This is a genomic window from Bradyrhizobium australafricanum (assembly GCF_020329495.1).
GTDB classification, from domain to species: Bacteria; Pseudomonadota; Alphaproteobacteria; order Rhizobiales; family Xanthobacteraceae; genus Bradyrhizobium; species Bradyrhizobium australafricanum.
On sequence record NZ_JAGKJL010000073.1, the window covers coordinates 22,775 to 40,597 of the forward strand.

Here is a 17,823-nt window from a genome sequence, read left to right on the forward strand (position 1 = left end):
CGGACGCAGTGAGCCTGCCGTTACTTCGGCTGCGGCACGATGCGGATGTAAGGCTTCGGCGCCTTCCAGCCCTGCGGGTAGATCGTCTTGGCCTCGTCGTCGCTGACCGAGCCCGCGATGATCACGTCCTCGCCCTGCTTCCAGTCGGCAGGGGTGGCGACGCGGTGCTTGGCGGTCATCTGGAGCGAGTCGATCGAGCGCAGGATCTCCTGGAAATTCCGGCCGGTGGTCATCGGATAGACCATCACCAGCTTGATCTTCTTGTCCGGTCCGATCACGAACACGTTGCGGACGGTCTGGTTGTCGGCAGGGGTGCGGGTGAGGGGATCGCCCGAGGTCGAGGCCGGCAGCATGTCGTAGAGCTTCGACACGTTGAAATCGGTGTCGCCGATCATCGGATAGTTCGGCGCCGCGCCCTGGGTTTCCTTGATGTCGTCGGACCATTTGGCGTGGCGGTCCACCGGGTCGACCGACAAGCCCATCAGCTTGACGCCGCGCTTGTCGAACTCAGGCTTCAGGCGGGCGAGCGCACCGAGCTCGGTGGTGCAGACCGGGGTGAAGTCCTTGGGATGGGAGAACAAAAGCGCCCAGCTGTTGCCGATCCAGTCATGGAACTTGATCTTTCCTTCGGTGGTCTCGGCTTCGAAGTCGGGGGCGACGGCGCCAATCTGAAGTGCCATGATTTTACCTCATCTCTTTGAAGTTGCGATTGAATTTGTATTTGAGGCTGTCTGTTCCAGTATAGGACGGGATAAGGCTTAAGTGAACGGGTTCTGAAAAAAGGTGAAACATTTCTCCTTGAGGGTGGAATTCCAAGCAACTTGTTTTGATCCGGATCCCTGCGGCGAAATATCAGCTGCGGCACAAAGGCTTGGAAATGCCCAGATAATGCCGCTTATCGCAGTCATCACGCCGGCCCTGGCTGCTATAGGACTGAACCGTGACGACGTTTAAAGCGACCAAATAGCAACCATCTAAAAATCTCGGAACGCAAGTTCCGAATCATTAACCACTCGTTTACGCCCGCATGGAAAAGCTGGCCTGAGATAGGAATTGAAAGCTCCCACAATGTCTACCCCAAGTACCAAGACCGCTGAGCCTCTCAGCGGTGCGTTGCATCCGTCCTGCCGCAAGACTGCCGCCCATGCGCTCACCATCGTGCGCGACGGCGTGATCACCGGCGAAGGCCCGACCACCAAGGGCCGCATCCATTTCTCCCGGTCGCTCGATGCCGATGACGCTGCCTGGTGCGCGCGCATCCTGACGGCGGCCGCGGTCGAGCATCAGCCGGTCAGCCGGGCCGAGATCGAGGCGCTGTTCGCGATCAACGAGGCCGCCGCCGAGCGCAGCGATGGCGGCCGGTTCGACGATCTGCTCGCCAAGGCGATCGCCCACCATGCCGCCTCCGAGTCCGGCCTGCCGGTGCCGCCGCGCACGGTGGCGCTGTCGCCCGACACCGAGATCGATCGCTGGGCGCCGAGGCAGGGCGCCAAGATGGACACCAAGGTTCTGGAGTGGATCGCGGGCCAGATGCGCGGTCAGCGCCGCACCGGACGCGCGCTCGCGGCGATGGTGGCGACGCTGGTCGGCGCGACCGCGCTGCCGCTCGCGGCGCAGCTCCCCAACGTGTTCGACATCGGGATGATGTAAGCCATCATCCCGCGCGACTGGAATTCGACGAGAGCGGCGGGGATTACTTCCCCGCCGTTTTCTGTTTGCCGCTGGTTTCCTCGAGCCCGAGCGTCCGCCCCGGAAACCCGGCGACGTCGAAATAGCGGGTCGAGAGCACGCGTTGGAATTTCAGCACGGTGCGCAGGCCGTTGGCCGACGGCTTCTTCGACATGATGGTGCCCTCGGCCATCTTCGGCACGATGCCGTTCGGCAGCGCCTCCGACATCACCCGGCCGATCAAGCCGCCATTGTTCGGCGCGCGCAGGCCGAGCAGCTGGGCCGCGGTCATGCCGACATCGGCGTTGCTGACCGGCAGCGGATCGACATAGCCCGCCTTGAAGTCGGGGCCGATCGCCGCGGCGAAGTTGAAGGTGTCGCCGCGGCTGAAGCTGCCATGCATGCCCTGGCCCTGGCGCAGCACGGTATCGGCAACCTGCACCGAGCAGTTGGTCGGGATCTCGCAGCCGCTCGACCAGGAGCGGAAATTGACCACGATCGACGGGTTCGGCGTCACCGCCTTGCCCTTCAGATTGAGGTTCGACATCGGCAGCGTGCCGGGGAAAGTGCCGAGCTTGTCGTCGACAAACAGGCCGCTGACATAGTCCTGCTCGAGCAGCGCCTTGATGACGCGGTCGGCGAGCTTCTTGTCGCGGTTCGGCAGATAGATCAGATCCGAGCCGCCATTGGTCGCGATCACGACGTCAGGCTTGGCCGGATCCTGGCCGAGCACGCCGTTGCCGGCCTTCGGGTGGGCATTGTCGGCAACCTTCGCGTTCTTGTCGTTGGGATCGAACAGCGGCAGGTCCAGCGCCTTGGCGAGGTCGATCGCCAAGAAGCCCATCGGCAGGAAATCCTTCGGCGTGTCGCTGTAGGCGATCTTGGCCGAGGGGCTGGTCTTGCTCTCCTTCGAGATCGTCGAGAAGCCGTGGTCGGAGGAGACCATGATGTTGGTGTCGGCGGAAAGCCCGAGCTCGTCGAGCGCCTTGCGCAGCTGCGCGAGGTTATTGTCGGCGTTCTTGATGCCGGCCATCGAGGTCGGGCCGTTGATGCCGGGGGTGATGGTGTTGAGGCTGTCGCCGGTGTTGTGCTGGCTGCCGTCCGGATCGCGCGACCAGAATACCAGCACGAACGGCTTGTTGCGCGCCTTGAACATCGGCAGCACCACCTTGGTCGCGACGTCGGCCATGTAGGCCTGCTGCGCCACGTTGGCGACCGTTGTGCCGGGCGTCTTGGCATCGCCCGCCTTGGCGTTGTCGCCGCGGCTCGGGGTGGCGAGCGGCAGGCCCGCTTTGGTCAGCGCCTCCTTCATCTCGTCGGAGAGCGGCACGCCGGTCTTGCCGCCGGTGGAATCGTCGATCACGATCGTGTTCTTGCCGCGATCGGTGTGGTCGAACAGCAGGGTCGGGCCGACCTTGCCGATGGCGGCGGTGCTGAAACCCTGGCCGCGGGCCAGCTTCAGCAGCGTCTCCTCGTTGAGGTAGTCGCCGTTGAAGTGATCGTCGACATCGGCGAGCACCGCGTCGTTCTCGATGAAGGGGACCACGGTGTCGCCGGCGGGCACCGAGGTGTAGCCGGTATAGATCGTGTTGGAGAAGGTGCCGGTGTCGCCGAGATAATGGCCGGTCGACAGCGCCGAGCTGTTAGCCATCGTGAAGGTCGGGAACAGCGAGTGCGAATTCTTGAAATTGACGCCCTTGTCGCGGATCTCGGCCATGGCCGGTGCCGTCTCCGGCGTCACGATGCCGCCGCGCAGGCCGTCGGGGACGAACAGGATCAGGTTGCGGGGCTTGGCGTTCTGCGCCGAGGCGGCGCCCGCCGAAAGCGCGATCATGCTCGCGGACAGTAAGGTAATGGCACGACGCATAGTGTTATTCCCCCTGATGAAGCCCCGCGGCAGCCCGCCGCAGTCTTCGTTTAGTTTTGCCATATGATAGAAATGTTACAGCGCCTGCTCGGCGCTGTAACGGCCGGATTTTTCCTGCGGAACGCCGGTCAACACACCGTCATTCCGCGGGTTGAATCGCGGTTCTCTCATTGCGCGCAGCGCTGCCGGCATGCCCGTACCGGGCATAGAGCGCCGGCAGCACGGCGAGCGTCAGCAGGGTCGCGCTGATCAGGCCGCCGATCACGACGGTGGCGAGCGGCTTCTGCACCTCGGCACCGGTGCCGGTGGCGAATGCCATCGGCACGAAGCCGAGCGAGGCCACCAAGGCGGTCATCACCACGGGGCGGAAGCGGGTGAGGGCGCCTTGCTCGATGGCTTCCCGCATCGGCACGCCGCGCTCGCGCAACTGCCTGATAAAGCTCAGCATCACGAGCCCGTTCAGCACCGCAACGCCCGACAGTGCGATGAAGCCGACCGCCGCCGAGATCGAGAACGGCATGCCGCGCAGCCAAAGTGCGGCGATGCCGCCGGTGAGCGCCAGAGGCACCGCGCTGAACACCAGCAGCGCATCGCGGGCCGAGCCCATCGCCGCCAGCAGCAACAGGAAGATCATCGCAAAACAGGCCGGCACCACGATGGCCAGGCGCTGGCGCGCTGCGGCGAGATTCTCGGATTGGCCGCCCCAGGTCATCCAATAGCCCGGCGGTAGCTGCACCGATTGCGTGACTTTTGCCTGGGCTTCCTCGACCACCGAGCCGAGATCGCGGCCGCGAACATTGGCCGTCACCACAATGCGGCGCTTGCCGTTTTCGCGGCTGATCTGGTTTGGCCCTTCGGTGAAGGAGAACTGGGCGACGCGGTTGAGCGGCAGGCTCTGCACCGGTGAACTCGGCGTCGCCTTCGGCAACGCGACCGGCAAATTGCTCAGCGCCTCGAGATCGGAGCGCACGCTCTCCGGCAATCGCACCACGATGTCGAAGCTGCGGTCGCCTTCGTAGACGACGCCGGCATCCTGCCCGCCGACCGCGGCGCCGATCACGTCCTGCACGGCAGAGACGCTGAGGCCGCGCCGGGCGATCGCCGCCTTGTCGACCTTGATCTCGAGCACCGGCAGGCCGCCGGCCTGTTCGACCTTGACGTCGGTCGCGCCGCGCACGCTGCGCAGCGCTGATGCAATCTGGTTGGCGGCTTTCTGCATCGGCCCGAACTCGTCACCGAACACCTTGACCGCGATGTCGCCGCGAACGCCGGCGAGCAGCTCGTTGAAGCGCATCTGGATCGGCTGGGTGAATTCATAGACGTTGCCGGGCAGCCGGCCAACCGCCTTCGAGATGTCCTCGATCAGTTGCTCCTTGGTCAGCGATGGATCCGGCCACTGCTCGCGCGGCTTCAGGATGATGAAGGTGTCGGACGCGTTCGGCGGCATCGGATCGCTCGCCACCTCCGCGGTGCCGGTCTTGGAGAAGACGAACGACACCTGCGGAAAGCGGCTGACGGTCTTCTCGACCGACAGCTGCATCGCCTGCGACTGCGACAGCGCCGTGCTCGGAATCCTGAGCGCGTGCATGGCGATGTTCTTCTCGTCGAGCGAGGGGATGAATTCCTGGCCGAGGCGGAAGAACCCGAACAGGGCGGCGGCGAACAGCACGACCGCCACCGCGATGACCGGGATAGGCGTTGCAACCGCACGCCGGAGCAGCGGGCTGTAGCAGCGCTTCAGTGCGGCAACGAGCCGGTTTTCCTGCTCCTGCACGCGGCCGGTGATGCCGATCGCGATCAGCGCCGGAACCAGTGTCAGCGACAGCACGAAGGCGGCCGCGAGCGCAAGGATCACGGTCAGCGCCATCGGCTCGAACATCTTGCCTTCGACACCGGTGAAGGTCAGCAGCGGCACATAGACCAGGAGAATGATGGCCTGGCCGTAGAGGCTTGGCTGGACCATTTCGACCGCGGAGGCCCGCACCGTCGCCAGCCGTTCATCGCGCGTCAGCACGCGGCCGAGCGCATGCTGCTTCTCGGCGAGGTGACGCAAGCTGTTTTCGGTGATGATCACGGCGCCGTCGACGATCAGGCCGAAATCCAGCGCGCCAAGGCTCATCAGATTGGCGCTGATGCGGCCCTGCCACATGCCGATCGCGGTCATCAGCATCGCGACCGGGATCACCAGCGCCGTGATCAATGCCGCGCGGAAATTGCCGAGCAGCACGAACAGCACGGCGATCACGAGCAATGCGCCTTCGCTGAGGTTGCGCGCTACGGTGCCGATCGTTGCATCAACCAGCTGGGTGCGATCCAGCACCGTCTTGACCTCGATGCCGGCCGGCAGGGATGGCATGATTGTCCGCAGTTTGGCGTCGACCGCGGCCGACACGGTGCGGCTGTTGGCGCCGATCAGCATCAGCGCGGTGCCGACCACGACCTCGCGGCCGTTCTCGCTGGCGCTGCCGGTGCGCGTCTCGCCGCCGATCGAAAGCGTGGCGAGGTCGCGGATCCGGACCGGGACCCCGCCGCGGGTGGTGACGACGACGGCGCCGAGCTCTTCGATGTTCTCGAGCCGGCCGCCGGAGCGCACGACGAAGCCTTCGCCGTTGCGCTCGATATAGCGCGCACCGCGGCTGACATTGTTGGTCTCGATCGCCTTGGCAACGTCGGCGAAGGTGAGACCGAGCGCAATCAGCTTCGCCGCATCGGGATGGACCTGATACTGCTTGAGGTATCCACCGATCGTATCGACGCCGGCGACGCCAGGCACCATCTTGATCTGCGGCTTGATGATCCAGTCCTGTACGGTGCGCAGATAGGCATCCTTCTCGACCTCGCTCTGCAGCAGCTGGCCGTCCGCCGTCAGGAAGCGGCCGTCGCTTTGCAGGCCCGGCGCGCCGTCGGCCTGCACTTTCTGCCCGGAATAATGGACGGTCCACATGTAGATTTCGCCAAGGCCGGTCGAGGTCGGGCCGATCCGCGGCTCGATGCCTTGCGGCAGGCGCGCGCGGACCTCGGTCAGGCGCTCGCTGACCTGCTGGCGGGCGAAATAGATGTCGGTGGCCTCGCTGAACACCGCCGTGATCTGGGAGAAGCCGTTGCGGGAGAGCGAGCGCGTGCTCTCGAGGCCGGGCGCGCCGGCCAGGGCTGTCTCGATCGGGAAGGTGATCTGCTTCTCGATTTCCGCCGGCGACAGCGCCGGGGCCACGGTGTTGATCTGGACCTGCTTGTTGGTGATGTCGGGCACCGCGTCGATCGGCAGCCTGGTCAGCGCAAGGCCGCCGAGGACCATCAGGATCGCCGCCAATGTGACGACTACCCAGCGCCGTTGGATCGCAAGACCGATGATGCGCTCAATCATGGCCGTGCTCCGCCTCGTCCTTCTCGAACTCCGCTTTCAGCGTGAAGGTGTTCTGCACCGCGATGGTCTCGCCGGCTGTGAGGCCGGCAACGATCTCGATATCGTCGTCGTCCTCGCGGCCGGTCCGCACCGATCTTGCCTCGAAGCCGTCGGCATCGCGCACGAACACGGTCGGCGTCCCCTTGATGGTTTGAAGCGCCTTCTTCGAGACGATCACGGTCGACGGCGCGCCTGACAGCGGGACTTCCGCGGTGACAAAGGTGCCCGGCTTCCAGCGGTGGTCCTTGTTGGGCATGGTCGCGATCACGCGCGCGTTGCGGGTCTCGCGGTCGAGCAGGGGGCTGACGAAGATCACACCGGCATTGGCTTCATCTTCGGTGCCGATGGCGCGGATTTTCACCGAAACACCTTCGCGGACCGCGCCGATGTCTTCGGGGGAAACCGCCAAATCGACCCAGATGTCATCGAGATTGACGATGACATAGAGCTCGCTCTCCTGGCCCTCGCGCCCGATCAATCCGCCGAGGTCGACACGCCGTTCGGACACCCGGCCGCTGATCGGCGCGCGCAAGAACTGCGTCCGCAGGCTCTCCGCGGGCTGGTTCGGCAGGTCGGCGATCTCGCTTTCCGAGAGGCCAAGCGCAAACAGCTTCTGCCGGGCGCCGTCGAGCTTGATCTGGGCGTCGTTCGCGGTCAGCCGCGTGCGCAGGAATTCGTTTTCCGACACGATGCGGGTCTCGACCAGCGTCTTCTGCCGTGCGTAGAGGGTCTGCTGCAGATCGTTGGTGAGCCGTGCGGCGAGGTATTCGCTCTTGGCGTCGGCCACCTCGCGGCTTTCGATCGCGGCGACGATCTCGCCCTTCTCGACGACGTCGCCGAGGCGCTTGCGCAGTTCCGTGACCGTCGCGAGCACGCGCACCGATACTCGGCCGATGTGATCCGCATCGGGGATCAGCGATCCCGGCGCAAGGAAATGCCGCTTCAGCATGCCGCCGCTGGCTTGCGCGAACGTGATGCCGGCTTCGCGAACCTGGTCTTCACTTAGCTCGATATGTCCGGGGGCCTCGTGCCGGGCCTCGGTCTTTGTGTCTGTGGTCGCAGTCTCCTGCGTCGCGGCCGGGAACCTGATCGGCCAGCCGATCCATCCGGCCGCCGCAACGACCAGTGCAATGCCGGCGGCCACGCCGGCGAAAAATAGAACAACCCGTTTCATATGCGCCTCTCCGCAGCGCAGGCCGATGGCCCTGCGCCGTCGCGACATCGATCTGTGCGGAAGCGTGCGCGGCCGAATGGCAGCAGCGCACGGCCGGTCATGTCGACCGGATCAGGCGCGGGGTGGCTTGAAAGGAGAGAGGCGATCGGCCGAAGCCGGCAGCCCGATGCTGGCGTCGCCGTAGCTGTGCGGCGCATAGGCGATCGGGAACGCGGTCTCCTGCGGAGCCACGGAGGCGACGTGCGTCAGGCAATGGTCGCTGTGAGGCGAGGCGGGATGCGCCGGAGTCTTGCCGCCGGCGCTGGCGTCGTTGATCGGCTGCGCGATCGAGAAGCCGGGAGCCGCGTCGGTATCGCCGTCGGAGGTCCAGCCGTGGAAGAACGACAGCACCAGCGCAAGCGAAATCAGTCCCGCAAGCAGGCTGCGCCAGCGGCGCGATCCCGTTGCGTCAGGAGAAGACTGAATCATGGTGCGCGAAGCGTCCATGGGGCCTACTTAGCGCCGTGCCCGCGCGCATTCAAGTTCGGGTCCGCGACAGACTGGCCGTGGATACTATAACGTTACGCGCTGTCTGCGGTTCGGCGCAGCAGCCATCGGCGCGCCGCGACGACCGCCCAGATCGCTTCGACGAGGCCGAACGGCCAGGCGCCCTGCAGGAAACCGTAGGCCGAGCCGAGCGCGCAGGAGACAGCGAAGGCCAGGATGAACCAGGGGCTGCGATCTTCGGCCGCATAGCAGACGAGCATCATCGTCACGGCGAATAACCCGAACAGCGTCAGCGCATCCATTCCGCAGCAGAACTCCTGTTGTAACGCTGTTGATATCTGAGCATGCTTGGGATGGAATATCCATCCAGCGTCGCCGCCCGGAAAGGACTGCCCCATGAAGCGCATGCATGTTCACGTCGCGGTCAAGGATATCCCGCAATCGGTCGGCTTCTACTCGGCGCTGTTCGGGGCCGAGCCGACGGTCGTGAAATCAGACTATGCCAAATGGATGCTCGACGATCCCCGCGTCAATTTCGCGATCTCGAGCCGCGGCCGCGACCCGGGCCTCGACCATCTTGGCATTCAGGTCGAGAGCGCTGAAGAGCTCGGCGAGGTGTACGGACGGCTGCGCAAGGCCGGCGGCGAGGTCATCGAGCAGGGCCAGACGGTGTGCTGCTATGCCAAGTCCGAGAAGTCGTGGATCGACGATCCCGCGGGGATCGCCTGGGAGACGTTCCATACGACCGGTGAGAGCATCGTCTATGGCGACGGCACCGGCGAGCGGACCGCGCGAGTGGCGCACGAGAAGCAGGAAGACAAACTGAGCGCGTGTTGCGCACCGCAGCCCAAGGCCGCGCCGCCGGAGGCTTCGGCTTGCTGCAGCTCGTGAGTATGGAGCGGCCGAGGGGCCGGCTCTGCGCGAGTCCACGTTGGCCTTAACCGTCCGATAACTGATTTTCCTAACCACCCCTTGGGTTGTGTTCCCGTACAAGGGCATCCACAGGGGCAGGAAAATGTCGGTTGTCTCAGCGAGCAGCGTGCCGGAATACCGGCGGCTGTCGATCAAGGGTGTGTTGCGCGCCAGCAGGATGGGCGCGATTCAGTGGCTCGTCTTGAGCGCCGCGCTGCTGGTGCTCGCCATCACGCTTGGCACCGGCTATCTCGCGCTGCAGTTTCGCGAGCGCGCGCTGGAGATGTCCGAGCGCGAGCTCAACAACACTGCGCTGCTGCTGTCGCGGCATTTCGACCAGCAGCTTACAGATCTCCAGCATGTCCACGACGACATCGTGAATTACCTGCGGGCCGAGCAGGTCGAGACCGCCGATCAGTTCGAAAAGAACATGTCACTCCTGAGCGCGCACGAGATGCTGCGCACGCGGCTGGCGGCGCTGCCGCATGTCGGCGGGCTCAATCTGTTCAACGCCAAGGGATGGCTGATCAACTCATCCGAGATGTGGCCGGTGCCCGACATCAGCGTTGCGGACCGGCGCTATTTCCACGAGTTCACTTCGGGGCGGCCGACCTCACCCGTGATCGTCGAGCCCGCAATGAGCAAGGTGACCGGCAACTGGACCACGATCTTTGCGCGCAAGATCACCGGGCGCAACGGCGAGATCATCGGCTTCGCGAGCCGCGGCGTCGAGCCGAGCCATTTCGAGGATTTCGTCGCCTCGCTGGCACTGAGCGGCGACACCGTGATTTCGATGATCCACCGCGACGGCACCATCATCGCGCGCTATCCGCAGGATGCCAGCGTGATCGGCAGCAACATCATCAACCTGCCGGTGTTCCAGAAGGTCATCAGCTTTGGCGGCAACACCTCGGGACGGTTCGTTGGCGCTTCGGGCGAGGAGAACGTCGGTGCGGTCAGATCGCTGTCGCATTTTCCAATCCTGATCCTCGCTACCACGAAGACATCGAGCGCGCTGGAGGACTGGCGCACCCAGACCAAACTGCAATTCTGCGCAGCCGTGTTGGCAGTATTGATCATCAGCTTCGCGGTCTTCCTGATCGTCCGTCAGTTGCAGCGGCAGCACGATGCGGCAAGCCGCAGGCTGTCCGAGAAGAGCCAGCACCTCGACACCGCCATCAATACCATGACGCAGGGGCTGCTGCTGTTCGACGCCTCGGCGCGGCTCGTGATCTGCAACCAGCAATATATCGATATGTTCGGCCTCTCGCCTGATGTCGCCAGGCCAGGCTGCCATCTGCGCGACCTGATCCTGCATCGCCAGGCGATCGGCTCGTTTGTCGGCGACGTCGACGAGTACTGCGCCCGCTTCACCAATCCGAAGGGCGATGAGGTCCGGGACTCCGTGATCATGACGCCGGATGATCGCAGCATCCGCCTGATCTACAAGCGTGCGCCCGACGGCGGCTGGGCCACCACTCTCGAGGACGTCACCGACGGGCGGCGTGCGCAGGCGCGGATCGAGTATCTCGCGCATTACGATGCGCTCACCAATCTGCCGAACCGGACGCTGTTCCAGCGCCACGCGGAAGGCCTGCTGCTCGAGGCCGCCACGCGCGAGTTCGCCATCCATTACATCGATATCGACGAGTTCAAGCGGATTAACGACACGCTGGGCCATCTGATCGGCGATGAGTTTCTGCGGCGCGTGGCCGAGAAGTTGCGCCAGTCGGTCGGGTCGAACGACTTCATCGCGCGGCTCGGCGGCGACGAGTTCGCGGTCGTCCAGCACGACATCACCTCGGACGACGACGTCGGCGACCTGGTCGCACGCATCTATCAGTCGCTGCGCACGCCGTTCGACTGCCTCGGCCATCATTTGTCGAGCGACGCCAGCATCGGCATTGCGATCGCCCCGCGTCACGGCTCCGATCTGTTTCGCCTCCTCAAATGTGCCGACCTTGCGATGTACGCCGCCAAGGCGGCGGGCCGCAGGACCCATCGCTTCTTCGATCCGGCGATGGAGGCGCAAGCCAATCTGCGCCGCGCGCTGGAGGCCGATTTGCGTATCGCGCTGGCCGAGGGCGGCTTCGAGCTGCACTACCAGCCGCTGGTCGACCTGCGCAGCGACGAGGTGACCGGCTGCGAGGCGTTGCTGCGCTGGCGGCATCCCGTGCGCGGCATGATCTCGCCGGCGGAGTTCATACCGGTTGCCGAGGAGACCGGGCTGATCGAGGAGATCGGGCAGTGGGTGTTGCGCACCGCCTGCACCGAGGCGGCAGCCTGGCCGGCGCATGTGCGCGTCGCGGTCAACGTCTCGCCGATCCAGTTCAAGTCGGAGACGCTGGCGCTGAAGGTTGCGAATGCACTTGCCGAGAGCGGGCTCGATCCGCGCCGGCTCGAGCTCGAGATCACCGAGGCGGTGCTGATCGCCGACGACGATGCGGCGCTGGTCACGCTCGGCCAGCTCCGCGCGCTCGGTGTCCACATCGCGCTCGACGATTTCGGCACCGGATACTCGTCGCTGCAATATCTGCAACGCTTCCCGTTCGACAAGATCAAGATCGACCGCAGCTTCGTCAAGGAAGTGACCCGCAACAGCGGCTCGGCCTCGATCATCCGCGCCGTGGTTTCGATCGCAGCCGACCGCAACATGATCACCACTGCCGAGGGCGTCGAGACCGATCAGCAGCGCGACACCGTGCAAATGCTCGGCTGCACGCAGATGCAGGGCTACCTGTTCAGCAGGCCGGTTCCTGCGCGGGACCTGCGGACGCTGCTCGCGGCCGATTGCGTCGCCGCCTGAGCGCCTGTCGATCCGGTCCGTCAGGAACAATCGTCGCCGTCTCCGATTGAGAGTGGAAGCTCTTGAGAGGCGAGGCGGTCCATGAAAAGCAAGGTCGTGTCCGATGCGCCCAGCGCGCAGGTTCACGTCGTCGTGCTCGATAGCGGCGAGGAAGCGTTCGGCGCGCTGACGAAGTTCGCCAATGATGCGAAGGTGACGGCGGCATCGCTCACCGCGATCGGCGCGTTCGAGCGGGCAACCGTCGGCTGGTTCGATTTCGCATCCAAGAGCTATCGGAAGATCGAGATCAACGAGCAATGCGAGGTGCTGTGCGCGATCGGCGATATCGCGACCGGCGACGACGGCAAGGCCAGCCTGCATATTCACATCGTGCTCGGACTGTCGGATGGATCGACGCGCGGCGGCCATCTGCTTGCCGGCATCGTTCGGCCGACACTGGAGGTTGTGGTCACCGAAGCCCCTGCCAGGCTTCGCCGGCGGAAGCGGGCCGAGCTCGGCATTGCCCTGATCGATCCAGCCGCGACCGCCTGACGCTTTCCGCCGAAAAGTTCCTAAAAATCGATTTGCCGACGCTGAGGATCGGAACCGAACCCCTGGAACCGCGTTCCCTTGCGGGGCTCGACCGGCAGGCGATTAATGAAAACCGCAGCAACGTCCGCGGCCATGCTGCTGTTTGCCTCATGCATGGCAAACGCAGAGAGTGGCCTTGCGTCCTATTATCGTGGCATCGGCAGGAGTGGCGAGATGACCTGCGCGCATCGCAAGCGGCCATTCGGCAGCATGATCACCGTCTCGTATCTGGGAAAATCGATCCGGTGCCGCGTCAACGACCGCGGCCCGTTCGTTCGTGGACGGATCATCGATGTGTCGACCACGGCGGCCCGCGCGCTCGGCATCCTTCAGCTCGGCGTCGCGCATGTCGTGATCCAGTAGAGCGCGGCCGGCAGCAGGATCAGGGCTTGGAAGCGGTCGCCCGCTGCTCGGCGATCGCCTTGCGGAGCGTCCGTGACAGCGCCTCGACCGAATAGGGTTTCTGGATCAGCTCGAAGCCGCTGTGCGCGTTCTCGGCGAGCACATTGCTGTAGCCGCTGGTCAGCACCACCGGCAGGCCGGGAAAGCGATCGCGGATGAGTCCGGCGAGCTCGACGCCGTTCATGCCCGGCATGATCACGTCGGAGAACACCAGGTCGGCGGCAAATTCGTTCTCCGAGAGGATCGAGAGCGCGGCCTTGGCATTGGCCGCGCGCTTGACCGAATAGCCGAGATCCTCGAGCAGCTCGGTGGAGAACTGGCCGACATCGTCGTTGTCCTCCACCACGAGGACGCGATAGCCGCGCCCGATCGAAGCCTGCTCGGTGCCCGCGCGGGCTGCGACCTTGGCGTCCGCCGGGCGCATCGCGTGCGGCAGATAGATGGTGAAGGTCGCACCGTGCCCGGGCGTAGAGGTGACCTCGATGTCGCCGTCGGATTGCTTGACGAAGCCGAAGGCCTGGCTCAATCCGAGACCCGTTCCTTTGCCGACCTCCTTGGTCGTGAAGAACGGCTCGAAGATCGCGTCGAGATTTTCCGGCGAGATGCCGGTGCCGGTGTCCTGGATCGAGACCGTAACGAAATCGCCGCTGCGCGAGGCCTGGGCGCGCAGGGCGGGGATATTCTTGACCTTCCGGACGCCGATCGTCAGCTGGCCTTCGCCGCTCATGGCATCGCGGGCGTTGACCGCGAGATTGAGTAGCGCGGTCTCGAACTGGCCGATGTCGGCGATCGCAAAGCAGTCGGGATCCTCGATCCTGACCTCGATGTGGATCCGCGCGCCGACCAGCGGGCGGATCAGCTGCGTCACGCTGTCGACCTGCGTGCCGACATTGAACACTTCCGGATTGAGCGGTTGCCTGCGCGCGAATGCCAATAGCTGGGCGGTGAGCTTGGAGGCCCGCTCCACGGTCTCGGAGATCGCATCGATATAGCGGCGGCGCCGGTCATCCGGCAGATCGCGGCGGCGCAGGAAGTCGGTCGCGGAGCGGATGATGGTGAGCAGGTTGTTGAAATCGTGCGCGACGCCGCCGGTGAGCTGGCCGACCGCTTCCATCTTCTGCGACTGCCGCAGTGCTTCCTCGCCGCGGCGCCGTTCGGTGATATCGACGGCCTCCGGCACGGCGCCGACGATGGTGCCGTGCTGGTCCTGCAGCGGCCGCATCGCGAAATCGAAATAGCGTTCGCCGATCGGCAGGCGCAGCTGCATCTCGATCTTGACTTCCTCGCCGCGCATCACGGTCGCGAAGGCATTCTGGATCACGCGCGGCATGCCCTCGGTCGCGGCGAACCACGGCGTGTCCCAGAACGGCTTGCCGACGACGTCGGCGGCATCGGTACAGATGCCGGCCAGCGCCGTCTGGTTGGTGTAGAGCAGGCCGCCATCGCGGTTGAGCAGCATCTGGTATTGATGGCTGGTTTCCAGGATCGCGCGCGTCTGCGCTTCGCGGGATTCGAGCTGCGCGGTGCGCTCCAGGATGCGCCGCTCCAGCGACTCGTTGAGCTTGCGCAGCTCGATCTCGGCTTCCTTGGCCGCCGTGATGTCGTGGGCGACGCCGATGAAGCCGATGTGCTTGCCGTTCGGGTCCCAGCGCGGCTGCGATTCCGAGCGCAGCCAGCGCCAATCGCCTGCGGCGTTCCGATAGCGGGCCTCGAGCACGAATGGCTTCAGCGAGAGCTCGCCGGTGATCTGCTCCTGCAGGATTTGCGGCAGGTCATCCGGATGCAGCGCCTTGCGCCAGTCGAACACGATCGCTTCCTCAAACGGCAGTCCAAGGAAGTCGAGATAGGCCTGGTTGGCAAAGGAGCGGGTGCGGTCGAGCTTGGTCACCCAGATCGGCACCGGCGCGCTGTCGGCGATCAGGCGGAAGCGCTCTTCGCTCTCGCGCAGGGTCTCCTGTGCCAGCATCTGATCGGTGACGTCGAGATCGGCGCCGACCAGCCGCAGCGCACGGCCGCTGCGGTCGCGCTCGATCTTGGCGACGACGCGGATCCAGCGGCTCTCGCCGTCGTTCGGGCGGATGATGCGGTATTCGGCCGTGTAGTCTTCGCCGCCGGCCTTGAGCACGCCGAACAGGTGCCGGATCGTGCGCTCGCGATCCTCGGGGTGGATGCGCGCGACCCAGTTCTCATAGGTCTCGTTGACCTCTTCGGGTGGCAACCCATGCACCAGGAGATATTCGGGAGAGCGGCGGTTGCGCACGCCGTCGCGGAAATCGATCTCTAGCCCGCCGACCCGCGCGATGCGCTGGATCCGCGCCAGCTCCGCCTCGCGCTCCTGGAGCTCGCGATGGGCGCGATCGCGTTCGCGCGCGATCTCCTCAAGATGCTGCCGCAGCCGTTCGGCTGCCGCAGCTTCGGGAAGCACATCAGCGGGATCAGATGGGGTCATACGCGCCGGCAACCTCTCGGTGCAGTTTCACACAGGACGCGGCGGCTTTGCCAGCTTGATTTACGGCAATCGTTAGGCCGAGTCATTCCGGGGCGATGCGAAGCGTCGAACCCGGAATCTCGAGATTCCGGGTTCGCTTCGCGCCCCGGAATGACGATGCAATCCACGAGCTCTTCACTTGGCTTTCGGCGGCCGGCAATTATAGGCCCGGCGGAACCCGGCCGCCTGCGCATCCTCCTCGGAGCAGAACCAGCGATCCGGATTGCCGAGGCCCGGGTAACTGCGGCACGCCTGCAGGTGGTAGATGCCGACATTGCCGGTGACGCGGGCGCGCACGGCGTACTTGCCCTTGATGTTGCAGCTGGCCGGCATCGGCAGGTCGTCGGGGAAGAGCGCGTTGCGGATCTGCTGGTCGCGGTCGGCGGGGCAGGCGTTGCCGAGCAGGGCGCCGTCCTTCCTGGCCGTACGAAAATCGCGTGGCGCCACGAAGCAGCCCTTCCAGAGCCCGGCGCGGCTGTCCTTGGCGGTGGCTTCATCCGACTTGAATCGGCCAGTGGCCGAGTTTTCGACATTGAGAGCGTAGCCCTTCTGGACCAGCACCTGGCTGAGGCTGGTCGGATCGCCCTCGATCTTGCAGACGCCGAGGCGGCGTTTCTTGAAGGTCGGATCGACGCCGATATCGTCGCAGTGAATTGGCTTGCCGCCGATCAGCCTGGTCAGCTGGTCGCGCGCCTCGATCCCGCAGGTCCAGGCGTCGGCGTGCTCGTCGATGCAGAGCTGATCGACCGCCGGCGCGTCGATGCCGTCGAGCCGATAGGTCGTGTTGCCGAGCTGAATGGTGCCGGCGTCCTTGATGACCGCTGACGCCGTAGGGCCTGCGGTTGCAGTCAGGCTGGTGGTTGCAGACAGGAAGGCCAGGAGAAGCGTCGTGGCGACCGGATTTCGAAACCGCATTTTCTCAACTTCAGATCTTTGGCGGGCAGCCGAACTTCTAGCACAAGCCGGTACGATCCAACCAAGGACTGTTGGCGAGTGGGGGCGTGCGCACCGTCACGTCCCGATCGGCATTCCGCGACGTAGAACGGCCGGACAATTGCCATTGAAGGGATGCGCATGGGCGAGTTTCGTTATCAACGTCCTCCGCCGAAATCGTCACCGGCATTTGGAGCCTGCAATGCCTCGCGCGCTGGCGGCGGAAGAGAAAGACGGCCCAGGAGGCCGCGCCCGATCAAAGATCCAATTGACTTGATGGGAACAAAATGGGAACATGATGCACCACCTGAATCCCGGATACCCCATGATGTCTGCACGGCCCGAATCTGACGACGATGACGGGCTGGAAGCCGCTGTCGATCAGGCCATTTCCGCCTGCGGGGGGAATCTGCGTGCCACTATCCGGGCGCTGATCGTGGCCAATGAATTCCTGGAGAGCGAGGTCAGCGAGCTGATGAAGGCCGTCGCGAAGGCTCATTCGCATGGCCGCTTCAAGACCTATTCGGGCTGAAATATCGATCGGGCTACCGCCAAGGACTGACCATGGACTGGCCGGGCAGCGGGCAGGGTCTGCATTAGACCGTTGCCTCCGGGGTAATTTGCTGTACCAACGGAGTGGTTACGCCCAATCGCCCGTGCCAGATTGCGCGGGGAGGAATCCTGCCAAATGGACAATTCGAAGTCCGAAAAAGCCCAAGCAAGAAGAGCATGTTCAAACGAATCCTGATCGCCAACCGCGGCGAGATCGCCTGCCGGGTCATCAAGACTGCGCGCCGTATGGGGATTGAGACGGTTGCCGTCTATTCCGAGGCCGACCGCGACGCGCTGCATGTCGAGATGGCCGATGAGGCCGTGCTGATCGGACCGCCCGCTGCGGCCGAGAGCTATCTTTTGATCGACAAGATCGTCGAGGCCTGCCGCAAGACCGGCGCGCAGGCGGTGCATCCCGGCTACGGCTTCCTGTCCGAGCGCGAGGCGTTTCCGCGCGCGCTGGAAGCCGCCGGCATCGTCTTCATCGGTCCGAACCCCGGCGCCATCGCCGCGATGGGCGACAAGATCGAATCCAAGAAGGCCGCGGCGAAGGCGAAAGTCT

At 64.8% G+C, this 17,823-nt stretch carries 15 protein-coding genes; 7 read left to right on the forward strand and 8 right to left on the reverse strand.

Going from position 1 to position 17,823, the window contains the following annotated elements:
* Positions 1-20: 20 nt before the first annotated feature.
* A complete protein-coding gene (locus J6525_RS39165) occupies positions 21-680 on the reverse strand; it encodes a peroxiredoxin (protein ID WP_092088955.1) in 660 nt (219 codons plus the stop codon).
* Positions 681-1,068: 388 nt separating this feature from the next.
* Here J6525_RS39165 and J6525_RS39170 point away from each other — a divergent pair, with 388 nt between their 5' ends.
* Positions 1,069-1,650 carry a hypothetical protein gene (locus tag J6525_RS39170; protein WP_026192875.1) on the forward strand — a complete coding sequence of 194 codons (582 nt, stop codon included), beginning with the start codon at positions 1,069-1,071 and terminating at the stop codon, positions 1,648-1,650.
* Positions 1,651-1,693: 43 nt separating this feature from the next.
* Here the strand turns inward: J6525_RS39170 and J6525_RS39175 are convergent, their stop codons facing one another.
* The 5 genes from J6525_RS39175 to J6525_RS39195 form a co-directional block, all read right to left on the reverse strand.
* The gene (locus J6525_RS39175) at positions 1,694-3,535 is read right to left on the reverse strand and encodes an alkaline phosphatase family protein (protein WP_225648647.1); all 1,842 of its coding nucleotides are present in this window, start codon (positions 3,533-3,535) and stop codon (positions 1,694-1,696) included.
* 139 nt (positions 3,536-3,674) lie between these two features.
* The gene (locus tag J6525_RS39180; RefSeq protein WP_225648648.1) at positions 3,675-6,899 is read right to left on the reverse strand and encodes an efflux RND transporter permease subunit; all 3,225 of its coding nucleotides are present in this window, start codon (positions 6,897-6,899) and stop codon (positions 3,675-3,677) included.
* A complete protein-coding gene (locus J6525_RS39185; RefSeq protein ID WP_225648650.1) occupies positions 6,892-8,112 on the reverse strand; it encodes an efflux RND transporter periplasmic adaptor subunit in 1,221 nt (406 codons plus the stop codon). The genes J6525_RS39180 and J6525_RS39185 overlap by 8 nt, the downstream gene beginning before the upstream one ends.
* 111 nt (positions 8,113-8,223) lie before the next feature.
* Positions 8,224-8,580 carry a hypothetical protein gene (locus J6525_RS39190; protein ID WP_225648651.1) on the reverse strand — a complete coding sequence of 119 codons (357 nt, stop codon included), beginning with the start codon at positions 8,578-8,580 and terminating at the stop codon, positions 8,224-8,226.
* Positions 8,581-8,672: 92 nt separating this feature from the next.
* The gene (locus J6525_RS39195; RefSeq protein ID WP_018272058.1) at positions 8,673-8,900 is read right to left on the reverse strand and encodes a hypothetical protein; all 228 of its coding nucleotides are present in this window, start codon (positions 8,898-8,900) and stop codon (positions 8,673-8,675) included.
* Positions 8,901-8,994: 94 nt separating this feature from the next.
* Here J6525_RS39195 and J6525_RS39200 point away from each other — a divergent pair, with 94 nt between their 5' ends.
* The 4 genes from J6525_RS39200 (at position 8,995) to J6525_RS39215 (ending at position 13,249) form a co-directional block, all read left to right on the forward strand.
* Positions 8,995-9,489: an ArsI/CadI family heavy metal resistance metalloenzyme gene (locus tag J6525_RS39200; RefSeq protein WP_225648653.1), complete on the forward strand. Its 495-nt coding sequence runs from the start codon at positions 8,995-8,997 to the stop codon at positions 9,487-9,489.
* Between the two features lie 124 nt (positions 9,490-9,613).
* Entirely contained in the window at positions 9,614-12,316 is a 2,703-nt protein-coding gene (locus J6525_RS39205; protein ID WP_092088946.1) for a bifunctional diguanylate cyclase/phosphodiesterase, read from the forward strand.
* A gap of 81 nt (positions 12,317-12,397) precedes the next feature.
* Entirely contained in the window at positions 12,398-12,847 is a 450-nt protein-coding gene (locus tag J6525_RS39210; protein ID WP_092088943.1) for a PPC domain-containing DNA-binding protein, read from the forward strand.
* A 153-nt stretch (positions 12,848-13,000) separates the two neighbouring features.
* A complete protein-coding gene (locus J6525_RS39215) occupies positions 13,001-13,249 on the forward strand; it encodes a septal ring lytic transglycosylase RlpA family protein (protein WP_245467148.1) in 249 nt (82 codons plus the stop codon).
* 19 nt (positions 13,250-13,268) lie between these two features.
* Here J6525_RS39215 and J6525_RS39220 read toward each other — a convergent pair whose 3' ends face one another.
* Together J6525_RS39220 and J6525_RS39225 are read right to left on the reverse strand one after the other, a co-directional pair.
* The gene (locus J6525_RS39220; protein ID WP_225648654.1) at positions 13,269-15,737 is read right to left on the reverse strand and encodes a PAS domain-containing hybrid sensor histidine kinase/response regulator; all 2,469 of its coding nucleotides are present in this window, start codon (positions 15,735-15,737) and stop codon (positions 13,269-13,271) included.
* A 174-nt stretch (positions 15,738-15,911) separates the two neighbouring features.
* Positions 15,912-16,691, reverse strand: a complete 780-nt coding sequence (locus J6525_RS39225; protein WP_092088939.1) for a thermonuclease family protein — start codon at positions 16,689-16,691, stop codon at positions 15,912-15,914.
* A gap of 343 nt (positions 16,692-17,034) precedes the next feature.
* Between J6525_RS39225 and J6525_RS39230 the strand changes: the two genes are divergently transcribed.
* Entirely contained in the window at positions 17,035-17,241 is a 207-nt protein-coding gene (locus J6525_RS39230; RefSeq protein WP_225648655.1) for a hypothetical protein, read from the forward strand.
* A 197-nt stretch (positions 17,242-17,438) separates the two neighbouring features.
* Positions 17,439-17,823 (forward strand): biotin carboxylase N-terminal domain-containing protein (locus J6525_RS39235; protein ID WP_283848676.1); only part of this gene is annotated, 385 nt, incomplete at its 3' end.